Source organism: Pseudomonas sp. CNPSo 3701 (genome assembly GCF_028674975.1).
In the GTDB taxonomy this organism is placed as follows: Bacteria; Pseudomonadota; Gammaproteobacteria; order Pseudomonadales; family Pseudomonadaceae; genus Aquipseudomonas; species Aquipseudomonas straminea.
Genome location: NZ_JAQZSI010000005.1, coordinates 63230 through 80188 on the forward strand (window position 1 = coordinate 63230; position 16959 = coordinate 80188).

General features: G+C 62.7%; 14 protein-coding genes. 11 read left to right on the top strand and 3 right to left on the bottom strand.

Annotated elements, in window-relative coordinates:
* The first annotated feature begins 55 nt into the window (after window positions 1-55).
* The 5 genes from PVA39_RS16920 (at window position 56) to PVA39_RS16940 (ending at window position 5791) form a co-directional block, all read left to right on the top strand.
* On the top strand, window positions 56-964 hold the full coding sequence (locus PVA39_RS16920) for a LysR family transcriptional regulator (protein WP_274125060.1): 909 nt from the start codon (window positions 56-58) through the stop codon (window positions 962-964).
* A 141-nt stretch (window positions 965-1105) separates the two neighbouring features.
* A complete protein-coding gene (locus tag PVA39_RS16925) occupies window positions 1106-2647 on the top strand; it encodes an ABC transporter substrate-binding protein (RefSeq protein WP_274125061.1) in 1542 nt (513 codons plus the stop codon).
* Window positions 2644-3579, top strand: coding sequence for an ABC transporter permease (locus PVA39_RS16930; RefSeq protein ID WP_274125062.1), 936 nt, complete (start codon window positions 2644-2646; stop codon window positions 3577-3579). Before PVA39_RS16925 ends, PVA39_RS16930 begins: the two co-directional genes overlap by 4 nt.
* Entirely contained in the window at window positions 3576-4397 is an 822-nt protein-coding gene (locus PVA39_RS16935; RefSeq protein WP_274125063.1) for an ABC transporter permease, read from the top strand. The genes PVA39_RS16930 and PVA39_RS16935 overlap by 4 nt, the downstream gene beginning before the upstream one ends.
* Window positions 4394-5791: an ABC transporter ATP-binding protein gene (locus PVA39_RS16940; RefSeq protein WP_274125064.1), complete on the top strand. Its 1398-nt coding sequence runs from the start codon at window positions 4394-4396 to the stop codon at window positions 5789-5791. The genes PVA39_RS16935 and PVA39_RS16940 overlap by 4 nt, the downstream gene beginning before the upstream one ends.
* Window positions 5792-5806: 15 nt before the next feature.
* Here the strand turns inward: PVA39_RS16940 and PVA39_RS16945 are convergent, their stop codons facing one another.
* Complete coding sequence (locus PVA39_RS16945) at window positions 5807-6517, bottom strand: tRNA (adenine(22)-N(1))-methyltransferase (protein ID WP_274125065.1); 711 nt, start codon at window positions 6515-6517, stop codon at window positions 5807-5809.
* Between the two features lie 321 nt (window positions 6518-6838).
* Between PVA39_RS16945 and PVA39_RS16950 the strand changes: the two genes are divergently transcribed.
* The 6 genes from PVA39_RS16950 to PVA39_RS16975 all read left to right on the top strand — a co-directional run bounded on the left by PVA39_RS16950 (window position 6839) and on the right by PVA39_RS16975 (window position 16005).
* Window positions 6839-7546, top strand: a complete 708-nt coding sequence (locus PVA39_RS16950) for a CPBP family intramembrane glutamic endopeptidase (RefSeq protein WP_274125066.1) — start codon at window positions 6839-6841, stop codon at window positions 7544-7546.
* Between the two features lie 235 nt (window positions 7547-7781).
* Window positions 7782-8156, top strand: a complete 375-nt coding sequence (locus PVA39_RS16955; protein ID WP_274125067.1) for a type 1 fimbrial protein — start codon at window positions 7782-7784, stop codon at window positions 8154-8156.
* Window positions 8157-8302: 146 nt separating this feature from the next.
* Window positions 8303-11125: an ATP-binding protein gene (locus PVA39_RS16960; protein ID WP_274125068.1), complete on the top strand. Its 2823-nt coding sequence runs from the start codon at window positions 8303-8305 to the stop codon at window positions 11123-11125.
* Window positions 11122-12321, top strand: coding sequence for an EAL domain-containing response regulator (locus tag PVA39_RS16965; protein WP_274125069.1), 1200 nt, complete (start codon window positions 11122-11124; stop codon window positions 12319-12321). The genes PVA39_RS16960 and PVA39_RS16965 overlap by 4 nt, the downstream gene beginning before the upstream one ends.
* A 108-nt stretch (window positions 12322-12429) precedes the next feature.
* Entirely contained in the window at window positions 12430-15327 is a 2898-nt protein-coding gene (locus PVA39_RS16970; protein ID WP_274125070.1) for a hybrid sensor histidine kinase/response regulator, read from the top strand.
* Window positions 15328-15357: 30 nt separating this feature from the next.
* Window positions 15358-16005 carry a response regulator gene (locus PVA39_RS16975; RefSeq protein WP_274125071.1) on the top strand — a complete coding sequence of 216 codons (648 nt, stop codon included), beginning with the start codon at window positions 15358-15360 and terminating at the stop codon, window positions 16003-16005.
* Here PVA39_RS16975 and PVA39_RS16980 read toward each other — a convergent pair whose 3' ends face one another.
* Together PVA39_RS16980 and PVA39_RS16985 are read right to left on the bottom strand one after the other, a co-directional pair.
* Window positions 16006-16488, bottom strand: coding sequence for a fimbrial protein (locus PVA39_RS16980; protein ID WP_274125072.1), 483 nt, complete (start codon window positions 16486-16488; stop codon window positions 16006-16008).
* A complete protein-coding gene (locus tag PVA39_RS16985) occupies window positions 16485-16952 on the bottom strand; it encodes a fimbrial protein (RefSeq protein WP_147176865.1) in 468 nt (155 codons plus the stop codon). Before PVA39_RS16985 ends, PVA39_RS16980 begins: the two co-directional genes overlap by 4 nt.
* Between the last annotated feature and the right edge of the window lie 7 nt (window positions 16953-16959).

Here is a 16959-nt window from a genome sequence, read left to right on the forward strand (position 1 = left end):
GAGAGCTGCCATACTCGGCGGGCCTTTAACACAGCCCCAATGAGCGGACGACACCATGCTGGCCAACCTCTCGGATATCGACCTGAAAATGCTGCGCATCTTTTGTTCGATCGTCGAGGCGGGCGGCTTTACCGCCGCCCAGGTGCCGCTGAACACCAGCCTGCCGCGCCTGAGCGTGACGGTGCGGGATCTGGAGACGCGCCTGGGATACACCCTGTGCCGGCGCGGCAAGGGCGGCTTCCAGCTGACCGAGCAAGGCGCCCAGGTATACGCCGCCGCCCAGGAGCTGTATGCCGACATGGAGCGCTTCCGCCAGCGCCTGGTGCTGCTCAATACTCACCATCCGGAAACGCTGCGCGTAGGCAGCCTGGACAACCTGATCACCCTGGAGCCGGCGCCCCTGCCCTACGCTCTGGGCAAGCTGCGCGAAGCTATCCCGGACACTCGCCTGGTGCTACAGGTGCTCACTGCCGAAGGGCTGGAACAGGCGGTGATCAATGGCGACCTGGATCTCGCCATCGGCGTGTTCGATCACCAGCTCTCGGGGCTGCATTACCTGGAGTTGTTCGGCGAGGAACAGAACCTCTATTGCGGCCGGGGCCACCCGGTGTTCGAACGCGCTGACAGCACGCTTGGCGATGCCGATATCTTCACCGCCCATTACGTCGACCGCGGCCTGGTGGTGGAGAACCGCAAGCCGTTCACCTTTCCGTTCAACAGCGTATCCAGCGCCGCGTCGACCGAAGCCGTCGCCTCGCTGGTCGCCTCCGGCCACTTCATCGGCTATCTGCCTACCCACTATGCCGACGTACTGGTGGCGCGCGGCGTGCTGCGACCGATATGGCCAGCGCGCTTCGCCTACCACGCGACCTGCCACTGCATCACCCGCCAGGGCAGCGCCCGCAGCGCGTCCATGGAGATCTTCATCGACGCGCTGCTCGCCGCGGCGGCGCTCGCCTCATAGATCTGAACGCGCGTAACAAAACGTTGCGAATCACTCCCTAGACGATACAACATAACATTACTATATTGCCCGCCCGTTTTTCTTATCGGGCAGTGTGGCACTGGCTCCTGCTCGTCAATCGGACTTGCCAAGGATCTGCCAATGCCTCTCAGAACCCGCCCTCACCTTTCGCTGCTCGCTGGCGCCCTCGCCGCCTGGCTGACGCTGACAGCCGGCCATGTCGCCGCCGAAGATCGCGTGTTCGACGTGGTCGCGCCGTTCGAAATCGGTGGGCTGGATCCGGCGATTTCCGGGTTCATTTTCCAGCGTATGCAGATCACCGAAACCCTGCTCGAGGCCGATGCCAAGGGCCAGCCGCTGCCGGCACTGGCCGAGCGCTGGAGCGTGTCGGACGACGGCAGGCAGTGGACCCTGTCGATTCGCCAGGGCGTGAAGTTTCACGACGGCAGCAACCTTACCGCGGCCGTCGCCGCCCATGCCTTGGAGGCGGCGCGCAAGAAGCCCGGCATGCTGCGTGACGCGCCGATTACCGCGATCAGTGCCAATGGCAATGACGTGGTGATCGCCCTGAGCAAGCCCTTCAAACCGCTGGCGGCGCTGCTGGCGCACTCGTCCACCAACATTCTGGCCAGCGCGGCCTATGACGCCGATGACAACGTCAAGCAGATCATCGCCACCGGCCCCTATCACCTGACCCTGCTGGAGCCGCCGCAGCGCCTCGCCGCCGAGCGCTTCGACGGTTACTGGGGAACGAAACCGAGCATCGAGAAGGCCACCTACCTCGGCGCCGGGCGCGGCGAAACCCGCGCTCTGATGGCCGAGAGCGGTGGCGCCGAACTGGTGTTCCAGCTCGATCCGCCGAGCATCGCGCGCCTGCAACGCAACCCCAACGTGCAGGTGCTGATGGGCCCGGTGCCGCGCGTGCTGGTGCTGGCGGCCAATGCCGGCAACGGCGCCACGGCGCCGGTCGAGGTGCGCCGTGCCCTGAGCCTGGCGATCAACCGCGAAGGCATCACCGCTGCCGTGTTGCGCGCCCCGGGCACCGGCGCGACGCAGATGTTCGCAGGCAGCGTGCCGGCCTGGCACGACGCCAGCCTGCCAGCGCTGAAGTACGACCCGCAGGCGGCCCGTGACCTGCTCAAGACCCAAGGCTGGACGCCAGGCGCCGACGGCATTCTGGAAAAGGATGGTCAGCGCCTGCAGCTCAAGCTGCTCACCTACTCCGACCGCCCGGAACTACCGCTGACCGCCACCGCCCTGCAGGCGCAACTGCGCGAGGTCGGTGTGGACGTGGAGGTTGCGGTAGGCAACGCCAGCGCCATCCCCGCCGCCCATAACGACGGCACCCTGCAACTGGCCCTGTACGCGCGCAACTACGCCCTGGTGCCCGACCCGCTGCTGACCCTGATGGCTGACTTCGGCAACGGTGGCGCCGAGTGGGGCCCGCTGGGCTGGAACAACCCGCAGTTCGACCAGACCCTGACCGCGCTGCTGGCCAGCAATGACGCCGCCGAGCAACAGCAATTGCGCAACAAGCTGATGGCACTGGTGCAGCATGATCTGCCGTTGATTCCGATTGCCTGGTATCGCCAGTCCATCGCCGTATCCAAGCAGATCGAAGGCGCCGCCATCGACCCGTTCGAGCGCACCTTCGGCCTGAGCAGCATGCGGTGGCGCCCATGATCCGCTTGCTGGGCTTTCGCCTGCTGCAGGCGGTGACGGTCGCCGTGCTGATCGGCGCGCTGACCTTTCTGCTGATGAGCCTGCTGCCCGGTGATGCCGCCTACCGCATCGCCGCCGGGCGCTATGGCTACGACATGGTCAACAGCGCCGCCGCTGAAGCGGTGCGCGCCGAACTGGGCCTGGACCAACCGGTACTGTGGCGCTTCACCGCGTGGATCGGCGACTTGCTGACCCTCGATCTGGGCAACTCGCTGGTTACCGGCCGGCCGGTGATGGACATGGTCGCCCACGAACTGGGCAGCTCCGTGCGCCTGGCGGTCGGTGCCGTGCTGCTGTCCTTTCTGATTGGCCCGCCGATCGGAGTGATCGCCGGCTTGCGCCCGGGTGGCGTGCTGGATCGCGGCCTGCTGCTGCTCAGCACGGTCACTCGCGCCATCCCGCACTTCGTGCTCGGGGTGATTCTGGTGATGATCTTCTCGGTGTGGCTGATGGTGCTGCCGTCCGCCGGCCACGGCAGCTTCACCCACACCATCCTGCCGACGCTGACCCTGGCGCTGGGCCTGGCGGCAGTGTCTTCGCGGGTGGCGCGGGACGCCACCGTGGCCGTGGCGTCGTCCGCCTACTTCGCCTTCGGGCGCCTCAAGGGCCTCAGTGGCACCCAGGTATTCCTGCGCCACGGCCTGCGCAATATCGGCGTGCCGGTGGTGACCTATCTCGGCGTACAGCTGGTGTACCTGATCGAAGGCGTGGTGGTGGTCGAGACCCTGTTCGCCTGGCCGGGCATCGGCCATGGCCTGGTGCACGCCATCGTCCAGCGCGACGTGCCCATGGTGCAGGGCACCGCGTTGGCCATGGGGCTGATGTTCGTGCTGCTCAATACCGCCGTGGACCTGCTCAACCACCTGATCGACCCGCGCCGGAGAACCGCATGAGCCTCGAAATCGCCATCGCCGAGGCGGCGCCCGCACCGCGCGCGACCGTCCGTTACATCGGCCTCGCCCTGCTCGCGGCACTGGTCGCCTTCGCCGTTTGCGTACCACTGTTCTGGGGCGTGGACATCGCCAAGCAGGACTACAGCGCGATTCTCGCAGGCCAGAGCAGCGCCCATCCGCTGGGCACCGATCACCTGGGTCGCGACATGCTCGCGCGCCTGGCCGCTGCCGTGCGCCTGTCGCTGGGCCTGGCGCTGGTCAGCGTCGCCACCGCGGCCGCTCCCGGCGTGCTGCTGGGCATCCTGGCGGCCTGGAAAGGCGGCTGGGTCGACAAGGGGCTGGGCCTCTTGGCCGAGATGTTCCTGGCCCTGCCCGGCCTGCTGTTGGTACTGCTGATCGTGGCCATCTACCCCGGCTCGTTTCTCGCCCTGTATGGCGCTGTGGCGCTGGTGCTGTGGATCGAATATTTCCGCATGACCCGCGCCCTGGCGCGCACCGTGCTGGCCTCGCCGGCGGTGGCCGCCTCGCAGCTGCTCGGCTTCGGTCCGCTGTACATCATCCGCCGTCACCTGTTGCCGGAACTGGCTCCGCTGCTGATGACCATCGCCGCCTTTGGCGCGGCCGCGGCGATCATGGCAATCGCCGCCCTGGGTTTCGTCAGCGTTGGCGTCAAGCCGCCGACCGCCGAGCTGGGCCTGATGATCACCGAGCTGCTGCCGTACTTCGCCGAAGCACCAGCGGTGATCGCCCTGCCAATCACCGTGATCTTTCTCATCGTTCTGTCACTGCTGCTGATTGCTGGGGGGCGCAAGCCATGAAACCACTGCTGAGCACCCGCGCCCTGGAAATCCGTACCGCCAGCGCGCAACTGGTCGAGCCGCTGTCCATCGACCTGTGGCCAGGCAAGGTGCTGACCATCATCGGCGAAACCGGCTCGGGCAAGAGCCTGTTCGCCCAGGGCATCGTCGGCAACCTGCCACCGGGCCTCGCCGCCCACGGCGAGATCGAACTCGCCGGCGGCCTGCGCGAACCCGGCCAGGCCAACGGTCGCCGCGCCGCCTGGGGCCGCGAACTCGCCGTACTGCCCCAGGAACCCTGGCTGAGCCTGGATCCGACCATGCGTGCCCTTGACCAGGTCGCCGAAACCTACCGCTACGTGGTTGGCAAGGGCGCCCAGGCCTCCCGCCAGCAAAGCCGTAAGGACCTTGCGCAGTTGGGCATCGAACAGGCCGAGGCGAAGTTTCCCTTCCAGCTCTCCGGCGGCATGGCCCAACGCCTGGCCTTCGCCGCCACCCACGCCGGAGGCGCCAAGGTGATGATCGCCGACGAACCCACCAAGGGCCTCGACAGCGCGCGTATCGGCGAGGTGATCGGCCTGCTGCAGGCGGGCATCGCCGAGGGCGGCGCGCTGCTGATCATCACCCACGACATCGAGGTGGCGCGCCGGCTCGGTGGCGAGGTGATGATCATGCTCAAGGGCCGCGTCATCGAGAGCGGCAGCGCCGAGCAGGTCCTCGACGCACCGCGCCACGAATACACCCGCCGCCTGCTGAATGCCGATCCGGCGCGCTGGCCGCGCGAGATGCCCTCAACGCTGAGCGGCGAGCCGGTGGTGCAGGTGCGCGACCTGGCCGTGGAGCGTGGCGAACGGGTGCTGTTCGAGGGTTTGTCGTTCGACGCGCGCCCTGGCGAAGTGGTCGGCGTGACCGGCCCCTCGGGCTGTGGCAAGTCGACTCTGGGCGACGTCATTCTCGGCCTGATGCAGGCGCGCAGCGGCAGCGTGACCAAGCACCGCGAGGCGCCGCGCGTGGCCTTCCAGAAGCTCTACCAGGACCCGGTGGCGGCCTTCGCGCCAACGGTCACCCTGGGCCGCTGCCTGACCGATCTGGTCAAGCTGCATCGCCTCGATGCCAGCCGTATCGACGGGCTGCTGCACCGCCTGCGCCTCGACCGCGGCCTGCTCGACCGCCTGCCCGGCAACGTTTCCGGCGGCGAGCTGCAGCGCTTTTCCCTGCTGCGCGTGCTGCTGCTCGACCCGGTGTTCATCTTCGCCGACGAACCCAGCTCGCGCCTCGACCTGATCACCCAGCAGGAGATGATCGAACTGCTGGTGGAAACCGCCCGGGAACGCCGCACTGCGGTCTTGCTGGTCAGCCACGACGAGGCGCTGATAGAGGCGGTAGCGGATCAGCGTATTCGCCTGGGCAGCTGAATGGGTGCGGCGGATTCAGCGCTTCGCTGAACCGCCGTCCGCAGCCAGCATCTCGTCGATCCAGCGCACTTGGCGCTCCAGCTTTTCATCCGTCTGGCCCTGCTGAGCACGGGTCAGGCCGGCCAGGGTCTTTTGCTTGAGGCGCAGCAGACGCTGCCACTTGGCGAGAAAAGCAGGGCTGCGGTCTTGCAGCAACAGCGGGCCGAAGTACAGCTCCCGTTCGCTGTAGCACGTCGGCTCGCTGGGAGCGGCAACGATGATTTCGTAGAAGAAGCGATTCTCCTGCAGCAGCTCTTCATGGCGGATGCGGTAGCCGTTATCCATCAGCCACTGACGCAGCGGCTGCTCGCCGCCATTGGGTTGCAGGATCAATAGCTCGTTTCCGGCGAGCCGCGCCCTGTCCCGCGCGAGGATGTCGCGAATAGTCTCGCCGCCCATGCCGCAGAAGCTGATGGCGGTGATGCGGTCGCCAGGCTCGATGGCCGCCAGACCATCGGCCAGGCGTACGGCGATGCGATCACCCAGCTCGTGTTCGCGCACACTGCGCGCGACCGCGCGTAATGGTGTGAGCGCTACCTCGCCGGCCACCGCCGCGCTGATCACCCCGCGCTGCATCAGGGCGACGAGCAGGTAGCCGTGATCGGTGCCGATATCGGCAAGCCGGGCCCCGGTGGGCACCTGGGCGGCGACGCGTTCCAGGCGTGCCGATAATTGGCGTAGGTTCAACGGCAGCCTCGTGAGTAGAGCGCTGGCCAGGGCTTGGCAACGCGGCGGCGATTCTGTCGGGCAACAGCTGACGAGGCAACCCTGGTGACGCACCGACTTGTTTTTGGCGAACGGCGGCAAGCAGCAGGCAGGCCAGCCACCGAGGCTCCCATGCAAAGCTAATTGCCCTGACCATTCAGGCGCTGCTTTTGAGATATGTCTTATTAACCTGCTCCCCTTCGCTCCCTAGGCTTCACAGGTGATGCACTCACAGCGCTCATGGCCTTAGTCCAAAGGCCGACTGCAGCGCATCGTTGTATGACCGCCTGTTGAGGAAGGGGCATGACGTCCACTAGCAGATTCACCCATGAAGCAAAGAACAAGCTGCCGCGCCTGATAGGTCGGTGGTGTCTGGCGATTGTCGCGGTATTCATTTTCATCGAACTGCAGATGCTGACCATCACTCTGGTCGGCCCAGACAACTGGAATCCGCTTTGGATGCTGGCCGCACAAGGGCTGGCAGGCGCTGCATTGCTGCTATTGGCCATGCTCGAGTATCACGGCAGGGGCGGCATCCGGGCCTTGATGGGAAACAACACCCGCAAAGCCCTGCATATGGCACTGCCTTTGGTGGCAGCAGTGTTCATTGTGACGACGCTCGTAGACGCCGTAATGGGTGGCCAAGCGCAACCTTTCATCGCACCGATGCTTTCCAGCCTGTCCGTGGGCCAAAAGGTCGTGTTCTTCGCGATGCTGCTCACTATTCCTGCGCTGAGTGACGAGCTTCTCTATCGTCACTTTCTGATTCGTCTTTTTCCAATGAACAGCCGCTCTTGGCAATGGGTCGCCGTCATGGTGACGACCGTCGTGTTCGTGATAGCCAATGGCGATTACCACAGCCGGTCGTCGTTCGTGCTGATGGCCTGCCTGGGGGCGATTCTAGGTGTGGTGCGAATCTGCAGCGGAGGGCTGGCAGCCCCTATTTTGCTGCATGGCCTCGCCATGGCAGCAGGTTTGGCCTCAAGTCTTTTTCTTTCAACGCTCGACTGATCAACCTGGTGCGAGAAAGGCTGGCTATTGATCGAGAATTTTGAATCCATGAGGTAACGTTCGACGACAATCACTCATACAAAGCCATTGGGCCTTACCTAAAACGCGCGCATAAACCTGTACCAGCGAAAGCCAGCCGTTCATGACAGCTCGTCGCTCGGCGCACGGCTGCGCTTCAGATAATTACAGAACACGCAGATACTCCTCGGACACCGTCTTCCCTTGGAGCATCCACGTGAGCTGGAAACTGTCCGCGCGCGTCTTCGTTTTGTTTTCCGGCCTCTGTTCGGCGTGCTTCGCGGCGCCCCCCATGAACCAGGGTGTCATTCACTTCAGTGGCAGTGTCGTGGAGCCTGCCTGTTCGTTCTCATCGGCGGCGGACACGTTGCGTCTGGATGCCTGCTCGTCCAAATCGCACCCTGCCAAGGTCGCCGTAAAACCGTTGCCTCAATCACTTGAAGCAGGCTCCGCGACCGACGCACAGATGCAGGCCAAACTCATATCCGACACGTCTCGCGGTCACCTTCACGACCAGCGGTATGTGCTGGTTACCGCCACGGGCAAACCCGTGAAAACAGGCCACTACCTGGTGACGCTGACCGAGCTGTAAGCGCCGCCTGGAGCAGCTCCATCCGCCTGGATACCAAGGAGCTGCTCATGCGAGCTACACCGGCATAGTCGCTCGCCCTCTGGCGGGGACACTGATTCAGATACGTCCTATTCAGTCGTCCTTCCCACATTCTTACCCTTGTAAGAATGAAGCTCACACATTTTCTCCCGCCCAGCGATTCGGACTTCTCGACGCCCCATACCGCTCGCCGGCTACTGCGCCTGTTTGCCCTGGCACTGGTGCTGGGCGTCTACGTGGGTGCTTACAGCTACCAGCGCTCAGCGTTCAATGAAGAGGTCTCACTGCGCCGCAGCTTCATGAACGAGGCAATCTCTGACGCCCAGACCTTCTTCGTCAGCAGACAGACGCTTCTGAAGAGCCTGGGCCTTTCGACGGTTCGGCACCTGACGCCGCCCGAGGGCGAACTCAACAGCGCCCCCAGCGAAGAAGTGCATATCAGCCTCGGCGAACCAGGCAACCTGTGGAGCCTCTGGTTAACCAGGCGCATGCTCGATTACCTGCGGGCCAATCAGGTCAATCTGGTGTATGTCCCACAGCGACAAACACCTGAGTTGGTGCGGCTCTTCACCACCTCCGAAGCACCCAGCACGGTACCCACCGACGTACTGCAACGATTGCTTGCAGTGGACAGTGGCAAGATCTCGGCCGCCGACGAACTGTGGCTCACCGAACAAAGCCGTCTGGACTCGCCGCTGTACATCTTCACCCGACTGGATGAACGCAGCCCGACTTCAGGCTGGCTGGGCCTGGAGGTCGATGGCCCCGATCTACTCAGTGCCCTGCAGCACGAAAAGGCAGGCGACTTCATGCTGCTGGACGGTGCGGGCAAGCTGATTCTGAGCAGCGCGCCCTATCATCCCAAGGCGCTAAGCCTGTTGAATAGCCAGCGTGCCACGGCAAGCTTCGGCTGGGAGGGCAGCGGCTGGTTGCCCGACCGCCTGGCCATCCGCAAGCACCTGAGCTATTCGCACTGGCAAATCGTCTACAGCCTGGAATTTCGCTCGCTACTGCCGAGCCTGGCCGCACCTTTCGCCTTATGCCTTGTTCTGTGCATCTTCATCAGCGCATTGATGCTTTGGCTGGTCCGGCACATCGACCAGCGGCTGATCGAGCCTGCCGCCCACCGTATCGAAGCACTGGTGGAAAGCGAGGCGTTCAGCAGTGCGGTTATCCGTATCGCCCCTGTGGCGCTGTGCGTACTGCGTCGCAGCGACGGTGCCGTAGTTCTGGAAAACCCCTTATCGCAACAGTGGCTTGGCGACGGTGGAGAGCGCGAACAGCTGTGTCACGGCTGGATTCGCCGCGCCTTCGACGAGGCCGAGCACAGCAGCACCGATGAACTGCAGATGGCCGACGGGCGCCACCTGTACCTGAGCTTCGCACCTACCCGCTACCAGCGTGAGGACGTTCTGATCTGCGCGTTCAGCGACATCACTGAACGCAAGCTGGTGGAGTTGGCGCTGCAGCGCGCACGGGCCCTGGCCGATGCGGCCAACGAGGCGAAGACACTGTTTCTGGCAACCATGAGCCATGAAATCCGCACGCCCCTGTATGGCGTGCTAGGCACCCTGGAACTGCTCGGCCGCACCCAGCTCGACACGCAGCAACGGGGTTATCTGAACGCCATCGAAGGCTCTTCGGCGACGCTGCTGCAGCTGATCTGCGACGTACTGGATGTCTCCAAGATCGAGGCGGGGCAACTGGCCCTGGAGTTGAGCGTGTTCTCGCCACTCGAACTCGCCCAAGAGGTGATCCAGAGCTATACCGGTGCGGCGCAAGGCAAGGAATTGCAGTTGTTCGCCTGTATAGACCCCCGGCTGCCGGACCTGGTACGCGGTGATGTCACGCGGATTCGCCAGATTCTCAACAACCTGCTCAACAATGCACTCAAGTTCACCGACAGCGGACGCATCGTATTGCGTCTGACAGAGCAAAGCCGGGAAGGCGAACGCTGCATGCTGCAGTGGCAGGTTGTCGATACCGGCAAGGGTATTCGCGCACAAGACCAACCGTTTCTCTTCGATCCTTTCTACCAGAGCAATGGAACCACCAACGTAGTAGCCGGGACCGGACTGGGTCTGTCGATCTGCAAACGCCTGGTGGATCTGATGAATGGCACCCTGTGCGTGTTCAGCGAGCCCGGGCTGGGTAGCAGCTTCACCTTCGCGCTGCCGCTGGAGCAAGTGAGTAGACCAGACGCGGGCGCCTGGGCGATGGCGCTGCTCGACGAGCCCGTTTACGTGTGGTCGACGGTGCAGGAGCTGGCCGATAACGTCGCTGGCTGGCTACGCCGCTGGGGTGCGCGGGCGCAATCGCGTATCCCCAGCCTGTCCATCGCAGATGGCACCGCCGTATTGGTAGAGCTGCATCCCGCGCCCACCAGTTCGTCACCCTTGTCTGCATGGCCGGGTCCGCGGGTGATTGCTGTCGTCGATGGACACGGCACCCCTAACGCAGCGCCGACCAGTTGGCAGATTGGCCTGAACGACCTACGAGCACTGAACAGGGCGGTGAGCAAAGCGCAGGGTCGACAGGAGCTGCACAGTCCAGCGCCCCTCCAAGCGCCTTTCGAGCCAAAGCTGCAGCTGCACGTCCTGGTTGCAGAGGACAACCTGATCAACCAATTGATCCTGCGCGACCAACTGGAGGAGCTGGGATGCACAGTGGCGCTGTCACGTGACGGTGTCGACGCGTTGTCACTTTGGCACGCAGGCGATTTCGACATCATTCTCACCGACGTCAACATGCCGCGCATGAATGGTTATGAACTCACCAAGCAGCTGCGCGAACTGGGCTGTACGCAGCCAATCGTGGGCGCCACAGCCAACGCCATGTTGGACGAGGCTGATCGCTGCCTGAATGCCGGCATGGACGACTTGCTGGTCAAACCGTTTACCTTGCGGGCGCTTTATCAGTGCCTGCAGGCCTATCAGAGAGGCGTGCTTTGAATGTCTATCGCGTGCTCATTGTGGAAGACCATCCCTTTCAGCACCACTATCTGGCCAATGTCTTCCAAGCCGCAGGCGGCTTCGAAGTCGACTTTGTCTGGGACGGTACCAGCGCCATGGAACGCCTATCCCAGGGGCGCTACGACCTGCTGCTGAGCGATCTGATGATGCCGCAGATGGACGGCGTGCAATTGATACAGCGCCTGGCCCAACTGCCAGCACCGCCCGCTCTGGCGCTCATGACCGCCGCATCGCGCCGCATGCTCGTAGGCTCGGGTCAGGTGGCCAAGAACCTTGGGCTGCGCGTGGCCGGGCTGATCTCCAAGCCGGTGGGCGTCGCCGATATCCGATCCCTGCACCAGGGCCTGGAACAGCTGGCTCAGCAGGCACGATCAACAAGCGACCAACCACGGGGTTGCCGCTCAAGAAACACACTGCTCCGCGCCTTGAACAACGGCGAAATCCAGGCCTGGTTTCAACCCAAGAAATCCCTGCACGATGGCCGCATCGTTGCTGCCGAAGCGCTGGTGAGGTGGATTCATCCGGATGAAGGCATGCTCATGCCAAGTGCATTTCTCGACGAGATCGAAAGCAACGGGCTTGAAGATCACCTGTTGACGGGCATGCTGGACCAGACGCTGGCAGCGCAAGCGCGCTGGCAACAGATGGGTTATCAGTTGCCCGTTTCGATCAATCTGCCTACGCACTTGCTCGACCAGGATGATCTGGTCGACCGCTTGCTGACGCAAGTAAGGACATACCAGGCAGAGCCGAGGCAGATAACCTTCGAGCTCACTGAAAACTCCATGACCCAGCTTTCCAGCAGCTACTACGCAGGTGCCTGCCGTTTGCGCCTGATGGGCTTCGGGCTGGCTCAGGACGACTTCGGCAAGGGCTACAGCTCTTACTTCAACCTGGTATCCACTCCATTCACCGAACTCAAGATAGACCGTTCCCTGGTTCACGGCTGTGCAACCAATCAAAGTCTGGCCTCAGCCCTGCTCAGCATCGCTGACCTGGGCCGCCAGCTAGGTTTGACCACCGTTGCAGAAGGGGCTGAGAGCCAGGAAGAGCTGGCAGTCTTGAGGCGCATTAATTGCGACCAGGTCCAGGGCTTCATCATTTCTCATGCTGTATCGCGGGATGACTTTACTCGACTATTGATAGAAGATGGCTCATTGCCACCAACCCAATAACCATCAGCTCAACGGTTAAAGCCCCAGGCAGGGCGAACCGATAAAGCTAGGAGTAAAGAGATCTGTGCGCTCTGGCTCCCGCCCCTCTCAAGTCGAGCGATATTCAACATGAAACATGCAAGCCTGCGCCTGGACAAGCTGGCGCAAAGCTCCCAGCGCCTGAACAAGGCACTGCTGTTGCTGACCGGTCTCGCACTGGTGCTGTGCAGCACATGCTATTGGGCGATTTCGCGGCTGCTGGAGGCCGAGCAGCAGCGCGTGGAGTTCCATTTCGCCCGGGTGATCGAGATCGTCCACGAACACGAGAGTTTTCTACGTAACGTTGCCACCGGTTATCGGCAGAGCGACATGCCGGCACTCAAGTCGGTTCAGTCGGTAACGGTCATTGAATCGCAGCCCTCTCAAGGCCAGGATTTGCTCAAGGCCAAGGGTTTCGAGCTATCGATGCCGTTCAGCCTGTCCCATGCGAAAACCTTCCGCCAGGAGGATATCGGGCGGGCATTGGCGTTTGGCGTGCAACTGACCGACTACTATGGTGGGTTCTGGGCAGCATCCTTCTATGCATCGCCGCAACTGTTCGTCATGGCGCCCAATGGGCAGGCCAGCCTGGCGATACCCGCCGTCAACGACCAGCGCCAGCACTTGCCCTTGCTGCCGGAACAATACGCGACCGTGGTCGACCGCCTACGCCAGCTGACACGTAGCATGCCCAACCTCAATGATCGGCAGGTGCGCTGGAGCCGGGCACCGCTGCGTCTCTATCAGGATCACCGCAGCATCGTCGCGATGATCACCGTGGATGCCGCCAAGGCACTCCTGGCCAACACCACTCCCGACGACCTGCTGACCCTCGCCGTCGTCGTGGATACCGCCCAGGTCGACGAATTCGAGCGCGTGCTGCGCCTGTCGGTCTACAACCAGTTCACGCTGATTGCCCCCGACGGCACCATCGTGCTCGGTGATCTGGGGACCGACGACATGGCACCTATGGGCCTGAGCTTTACCAGCCAGGGCCTCAGATTCAAGATGGCCTCGACCAACGGCGAGCGCTGGACCGGCCTGTATGCGATCAGCTACCAGGATTTCCTACGCTACGCCAAATGGCCGTTGCTGGGTCTGATCCTGACCTTCATCGCCGCCGTACTCGTCGGCATTTTGATCAACCGCTGGTACAAGGCCAGTATCGTCATCCCGGCTCAACGCGCCCAGGATCGTCTGTTCGAGAGCGAAGCCTTCAACCGCATCATGCTGCACAACGCCCCGGTGGGCCTGTACGTGATACGGCGCAGCGACGGGCAACTGCTGCTGGAAAACCAGCGTGCCGCACAGCTGGGCGCTACCGACTCATTGCTGCAGGTACTGGAGGCCAACCACGGCGAGCAGGCACCGGGAGAGATGTGCCTGCAGGTCGGCGAGCACTACCTGCAGGTCGTGGTAGTCGCCGCACGCTACGAGGGCCAGGACGTGTATCTCTGCGGTTGCAATGACATCACCCGTCATGTGGATGAGACGCTGCATCTCAACAAGGCCCGTCGCCAGGCCACGGCCGCCAACGAAGCCAAGACGGTGTTCCTGGCGACAATGAGCCACGAGATCCGTACGCCGCTGTATGGCGTGCTCGGCAACCTGGAACTGCTTGGCCTCACCGACATGAGTGAACGCCAGCGCCAGTACCTGGAAATCATTCAGGGTTCGTCCACCGTACTGTTCCAGCTGATCAGCAACGTGCTCGACGTGACGAAGATCGAGTCCGGGCAAATGGCCCTGGAAATGGCGCCGTTCGACCCCGTCCAACTGGTCGAGGAAGCGGTTCTCGGCTTTACCGCCACGGCACGCAACAAGGGCCTGCAGATCGATACGGAAATCGATCCACAGGTGCCACGCCAGATCGAAGGCGACGCGGGACGAATCAGGCAGATCCTGCACAACCTGCTGGGCAACGCCATCAAGTTCACCGACTCTGGTCGGGTACGCCTGCGCCTGATCGCTCTGGAGTTGAATGATGACAGCGTGTCCCTGCAGTGGCAGGTCACCGATACTGGGGTCGGCATTGCGGAAAAGGCACTGGAACAGCTATTCAAGCCCTTCTACCAGGTCGCTGCGGGTCAGGACGGCAATGGCGCAGGGCTTGGCCTGTCGATCTGCTCGCGCCTGAGTGAACTGATGGGCGGCAGTATGCGGGTGGTCAGCGAACCGGGCCTGGGCAGCAGCTTCTCGCTGCTCATTACCTTGCCGGTGCTACACGGCCCGGCAGCGCAAGCAGATCAGACACCGATGCTACCAGGCATGGATGCGCCCTGTCTGAACGTGCAAGTACTGGTGGTCGAAGACAACCCGGTCAGCCAGGCCGTGCTGCGTGAGCAACTCGAAGCCCTGGGTGCAAGGCCTACCGTAGCCCGCGACGGACAACAGGCGCTGCAGATATGGAACACGCAGCCGTTCGATCTGGTGATCACCGACATCAACATGCCGCGTCTCAATGGCTATGATCTGGCACGCGCCCTGCGCGAGCAGGGCGTGCAGGTGCCGATCATCGGCGTCACCGCCAATGCCCTGCGCGAAGAGGGCCGGCGCTGCCTGGCCGTAGGCATGAACGCATGGGTGGTCAAACCACTGAGCATGAGTCTGCTGCGCCAGACGCTGTTGTCGCACTGCAAGCGGGCCAGCGGCCTTTCACTGCCGACCCCGGAGCGGGAAAAGGACCGCGACGGTTGGATAGAGCTGTCCGCAGACATGCGCAAATTGATGGCCGACACCCTGCTGACTGACGTCCAGCAGATCGAGGAAGGCCTGCAACGCAGTGACGGACTTCAGGTTCGCCAGCGCCTGCACAGCCTCAGCGGTGCCCTGGCGAGCGTGCACGCCGAGGCGTTGTACGTTGCCTGCCAAAGATGGGAAAACGCGCTGCATCAAGGCCCGCTCGATGCACAGGCGAGCCAGCAGATCCGTTTGCTCTGCGACCGACTGACGGCCGTGGCCCAATGCCTGCAGAGCGAACCGTCTTGATCATCAACTTCGTAGACAAGAGAGCGCAAAATGCCTGAACTGAAGGTGGTCATCGCCGACGATCATCCCATCGTGCTGCTGGGCGTTCGCGAGATCGTCCAGCGCGATTCGCGCTACCGCCTGGTGGGCGAAGCGATCAACTCCAGTGAGCTGGTCGAGCAACTGCGCCAACATCGACCGCAGTTGCTGATCACCGACTTCAACATGCCGGGCGACTCGACCTATGGCGATGGTTTGAAACTCATCGAGTACTTACTGCGCCACTTTCCCGAGACCCAGGTGCTGGTACTGACCATGATTTCCAACAACCTGATTCTCACGCGCCTGCAGGAGCTCGGCGTAGCGGGAGTGATTCAGAAAAATCATCTGCACGACGAAATAGAGAAGGCACTGAGTGCCCTCAGCGCGCAGCGCCATTACAAAAGCGTTGGTGCCGAGAGCCACTCGGTGATCGCCAACCCCCATCATGTGGAAGAGCGCTTTGAGCAGCTGTCGCCCAGGGAGCTGGAGGTGTTGCGCCTGTTCGTCACCGGTATGAGCGTCAGCGACATCGCCCGGCAACTCTGCCGCAGCAACAAGACCGTCAGCGCGCAGAAAATATCGGCCATGCGCAAGCTGGAAGCGGACAGTGACCAGGCGCTGCTGACCTACTGCATCGAGGCCAGGCAGTTCCAGTGATCAGAGGTAGAGAATCTGCATCAACAGGGTCGCGCTGAAGGCACCGGCCTCTGGCAGTTCGCCCAATGACACCGGCCTGACACGCAGGGTCAACTGCAATGGGTCGTTGCCCACTGTCCAGCTACTGGTTTGCCCCAGGCTGAGGCCGGGTTTGCCATCGACACCCATCAGGCGCAGCCCGAGGTTTTCGCGGCTGGTGCGCAAGGTCTGCGTGTCGATGCTGCCCAATCCGGCTGACAGCACCAGACTCACCCGGCTGTCGGGACGGCAGTCGAAGGTCAGCGGAACCTCGGTGACGCGAGCATCGCCATCGAGCAACTGGCGTACGTTGACCTCTTCAAGTTTCACGTTCATCGAGGTCGCGAAGCCAGGGCGACAGGGTGGCGTGACCAGCTTGCCGTTGACCTGAACCTGGGTGGTATCCGCGGCTTGCGCCAACACGCTGCCCGATACCGCCAGTAGCATCCAGAACAACGCTCTCATAGGTAAGTGATCGTCATGACCATGGCCGAACTGAATTGCCCAGGCGACAAATCACCGCGTTTGACCAGTTGCGCCTTGAGGCTGAGGTTCACGGTCCCGCTGAGGTTGCTATAGGTCTTGGTCGTGCCTTGCAGATTGGCTGCGGAGTTGTCGGCCCACAGCAAGGACACCCCCAGGTTATCGACAGTGGTCTTGGCAACCGTGGAGGTATAGGTGCCATTGGTGGAGCTGAAGCCGACCTTCAGCGACGAGCCGGCTGGGCAATTCAGGGTCACAGGCAGGTTTTTCGTCCCGGTCTCGGAAACCTGATCTGTGCGCACGTCTCCGAATTCGGCCTTTAAGGTTGTCGACGAACTCAGTGTGCAAGGTGGTCGTTTCAGGGTGCCACTTACGGTGATATTGACCATGTCTGCAGCGTTCACAGCACTACAGAAGAAACAAAGCGCAAGCCAGAGTACTTTCATGGAAGCC

Excerpts from the sequence above, each read along its gene's own strand:
- PVA39_RS16935 (WP_274125063.1), top strand. The coding sequence starts at position 3,576 with ATGAGCCTCGAAATCGCCATCGCCGAGGCGGCGCCCGCACCGCGCGCG.
- PVA39_RS16930 (WP_274125062.1), top strand. The coding sequence starts at position 2,644 with ATGATCCGCTTGCTGGGCTTTCGCCTGCTGCAGGCGGTGACGGTCGCC.
- PVA39_RS16985 (WP_147176865.1), bottom strand. The coding sequence starts at position 16,952 with ATGAAAGTACTCTGGCTTGCGCTTTGTTTCTTCTGTAGTGCTGTGAAC.
- PVA39_RS16980 (WP_274125072.1), bottom strand. The coding sequence starts at position 16,488 with ATGAGAGCGTTGTTCTGGATGCTACTGGCGGTATCGGGCAGCGTGTTG.
- PVA39_RS16975 (WP_274125071.1), top strand. The coding sequence starts at position 15,358 with ATGCCTGAACTGAAGGTGGTCATCGCCGACGATCATCCCATCGTGCTG.
- PVA39_RS16925 (WP_274125061.1), top strand. The coding sequence starts at position 1,106 with ATGCCTCTCAGAACCCGCCCTCACCTTTCGCTGCTCGCTGGCGCCCTC.
- PVA39_RS16920 (WP_274125060.1), top strand. The coding sequence starts at position 56 with ATGCTGGCCAACCTCTCGGATATCGACCTGAAAATGCTGCGCATCTTT.
- PVA39_RS16960 (WP_274125068.1), top strand. The coding sequence starts at position 8,303 with ATGAAGCTCACACATTTTCTCCCGCCCAGCGATTCGGACTTCTCGACG.
- PVA39_RS16940 (WP_274125064.1), top strand. The coding sequence starts at position 4,394 with ATGAAACCACTGCTGAGCACCCGCGCCCTGGAAATCCGTACCGCCAGC.
- PVA39_RS16950 (WP_274125066.1), top strand. The coding sequence starts at position 6,839 with ATGACGTCCACTAGCAGATTCACCCATGAAGCAAAGAACAAGCTGCCG.
- PVA39_RS16970 (WP_274125070.1), top strand. The coding sequence starts at position 12,430 with ATGAAACATGCAAGCCTGCGCCTGGACAAGCTGGCGCAAAGCTCCCAG.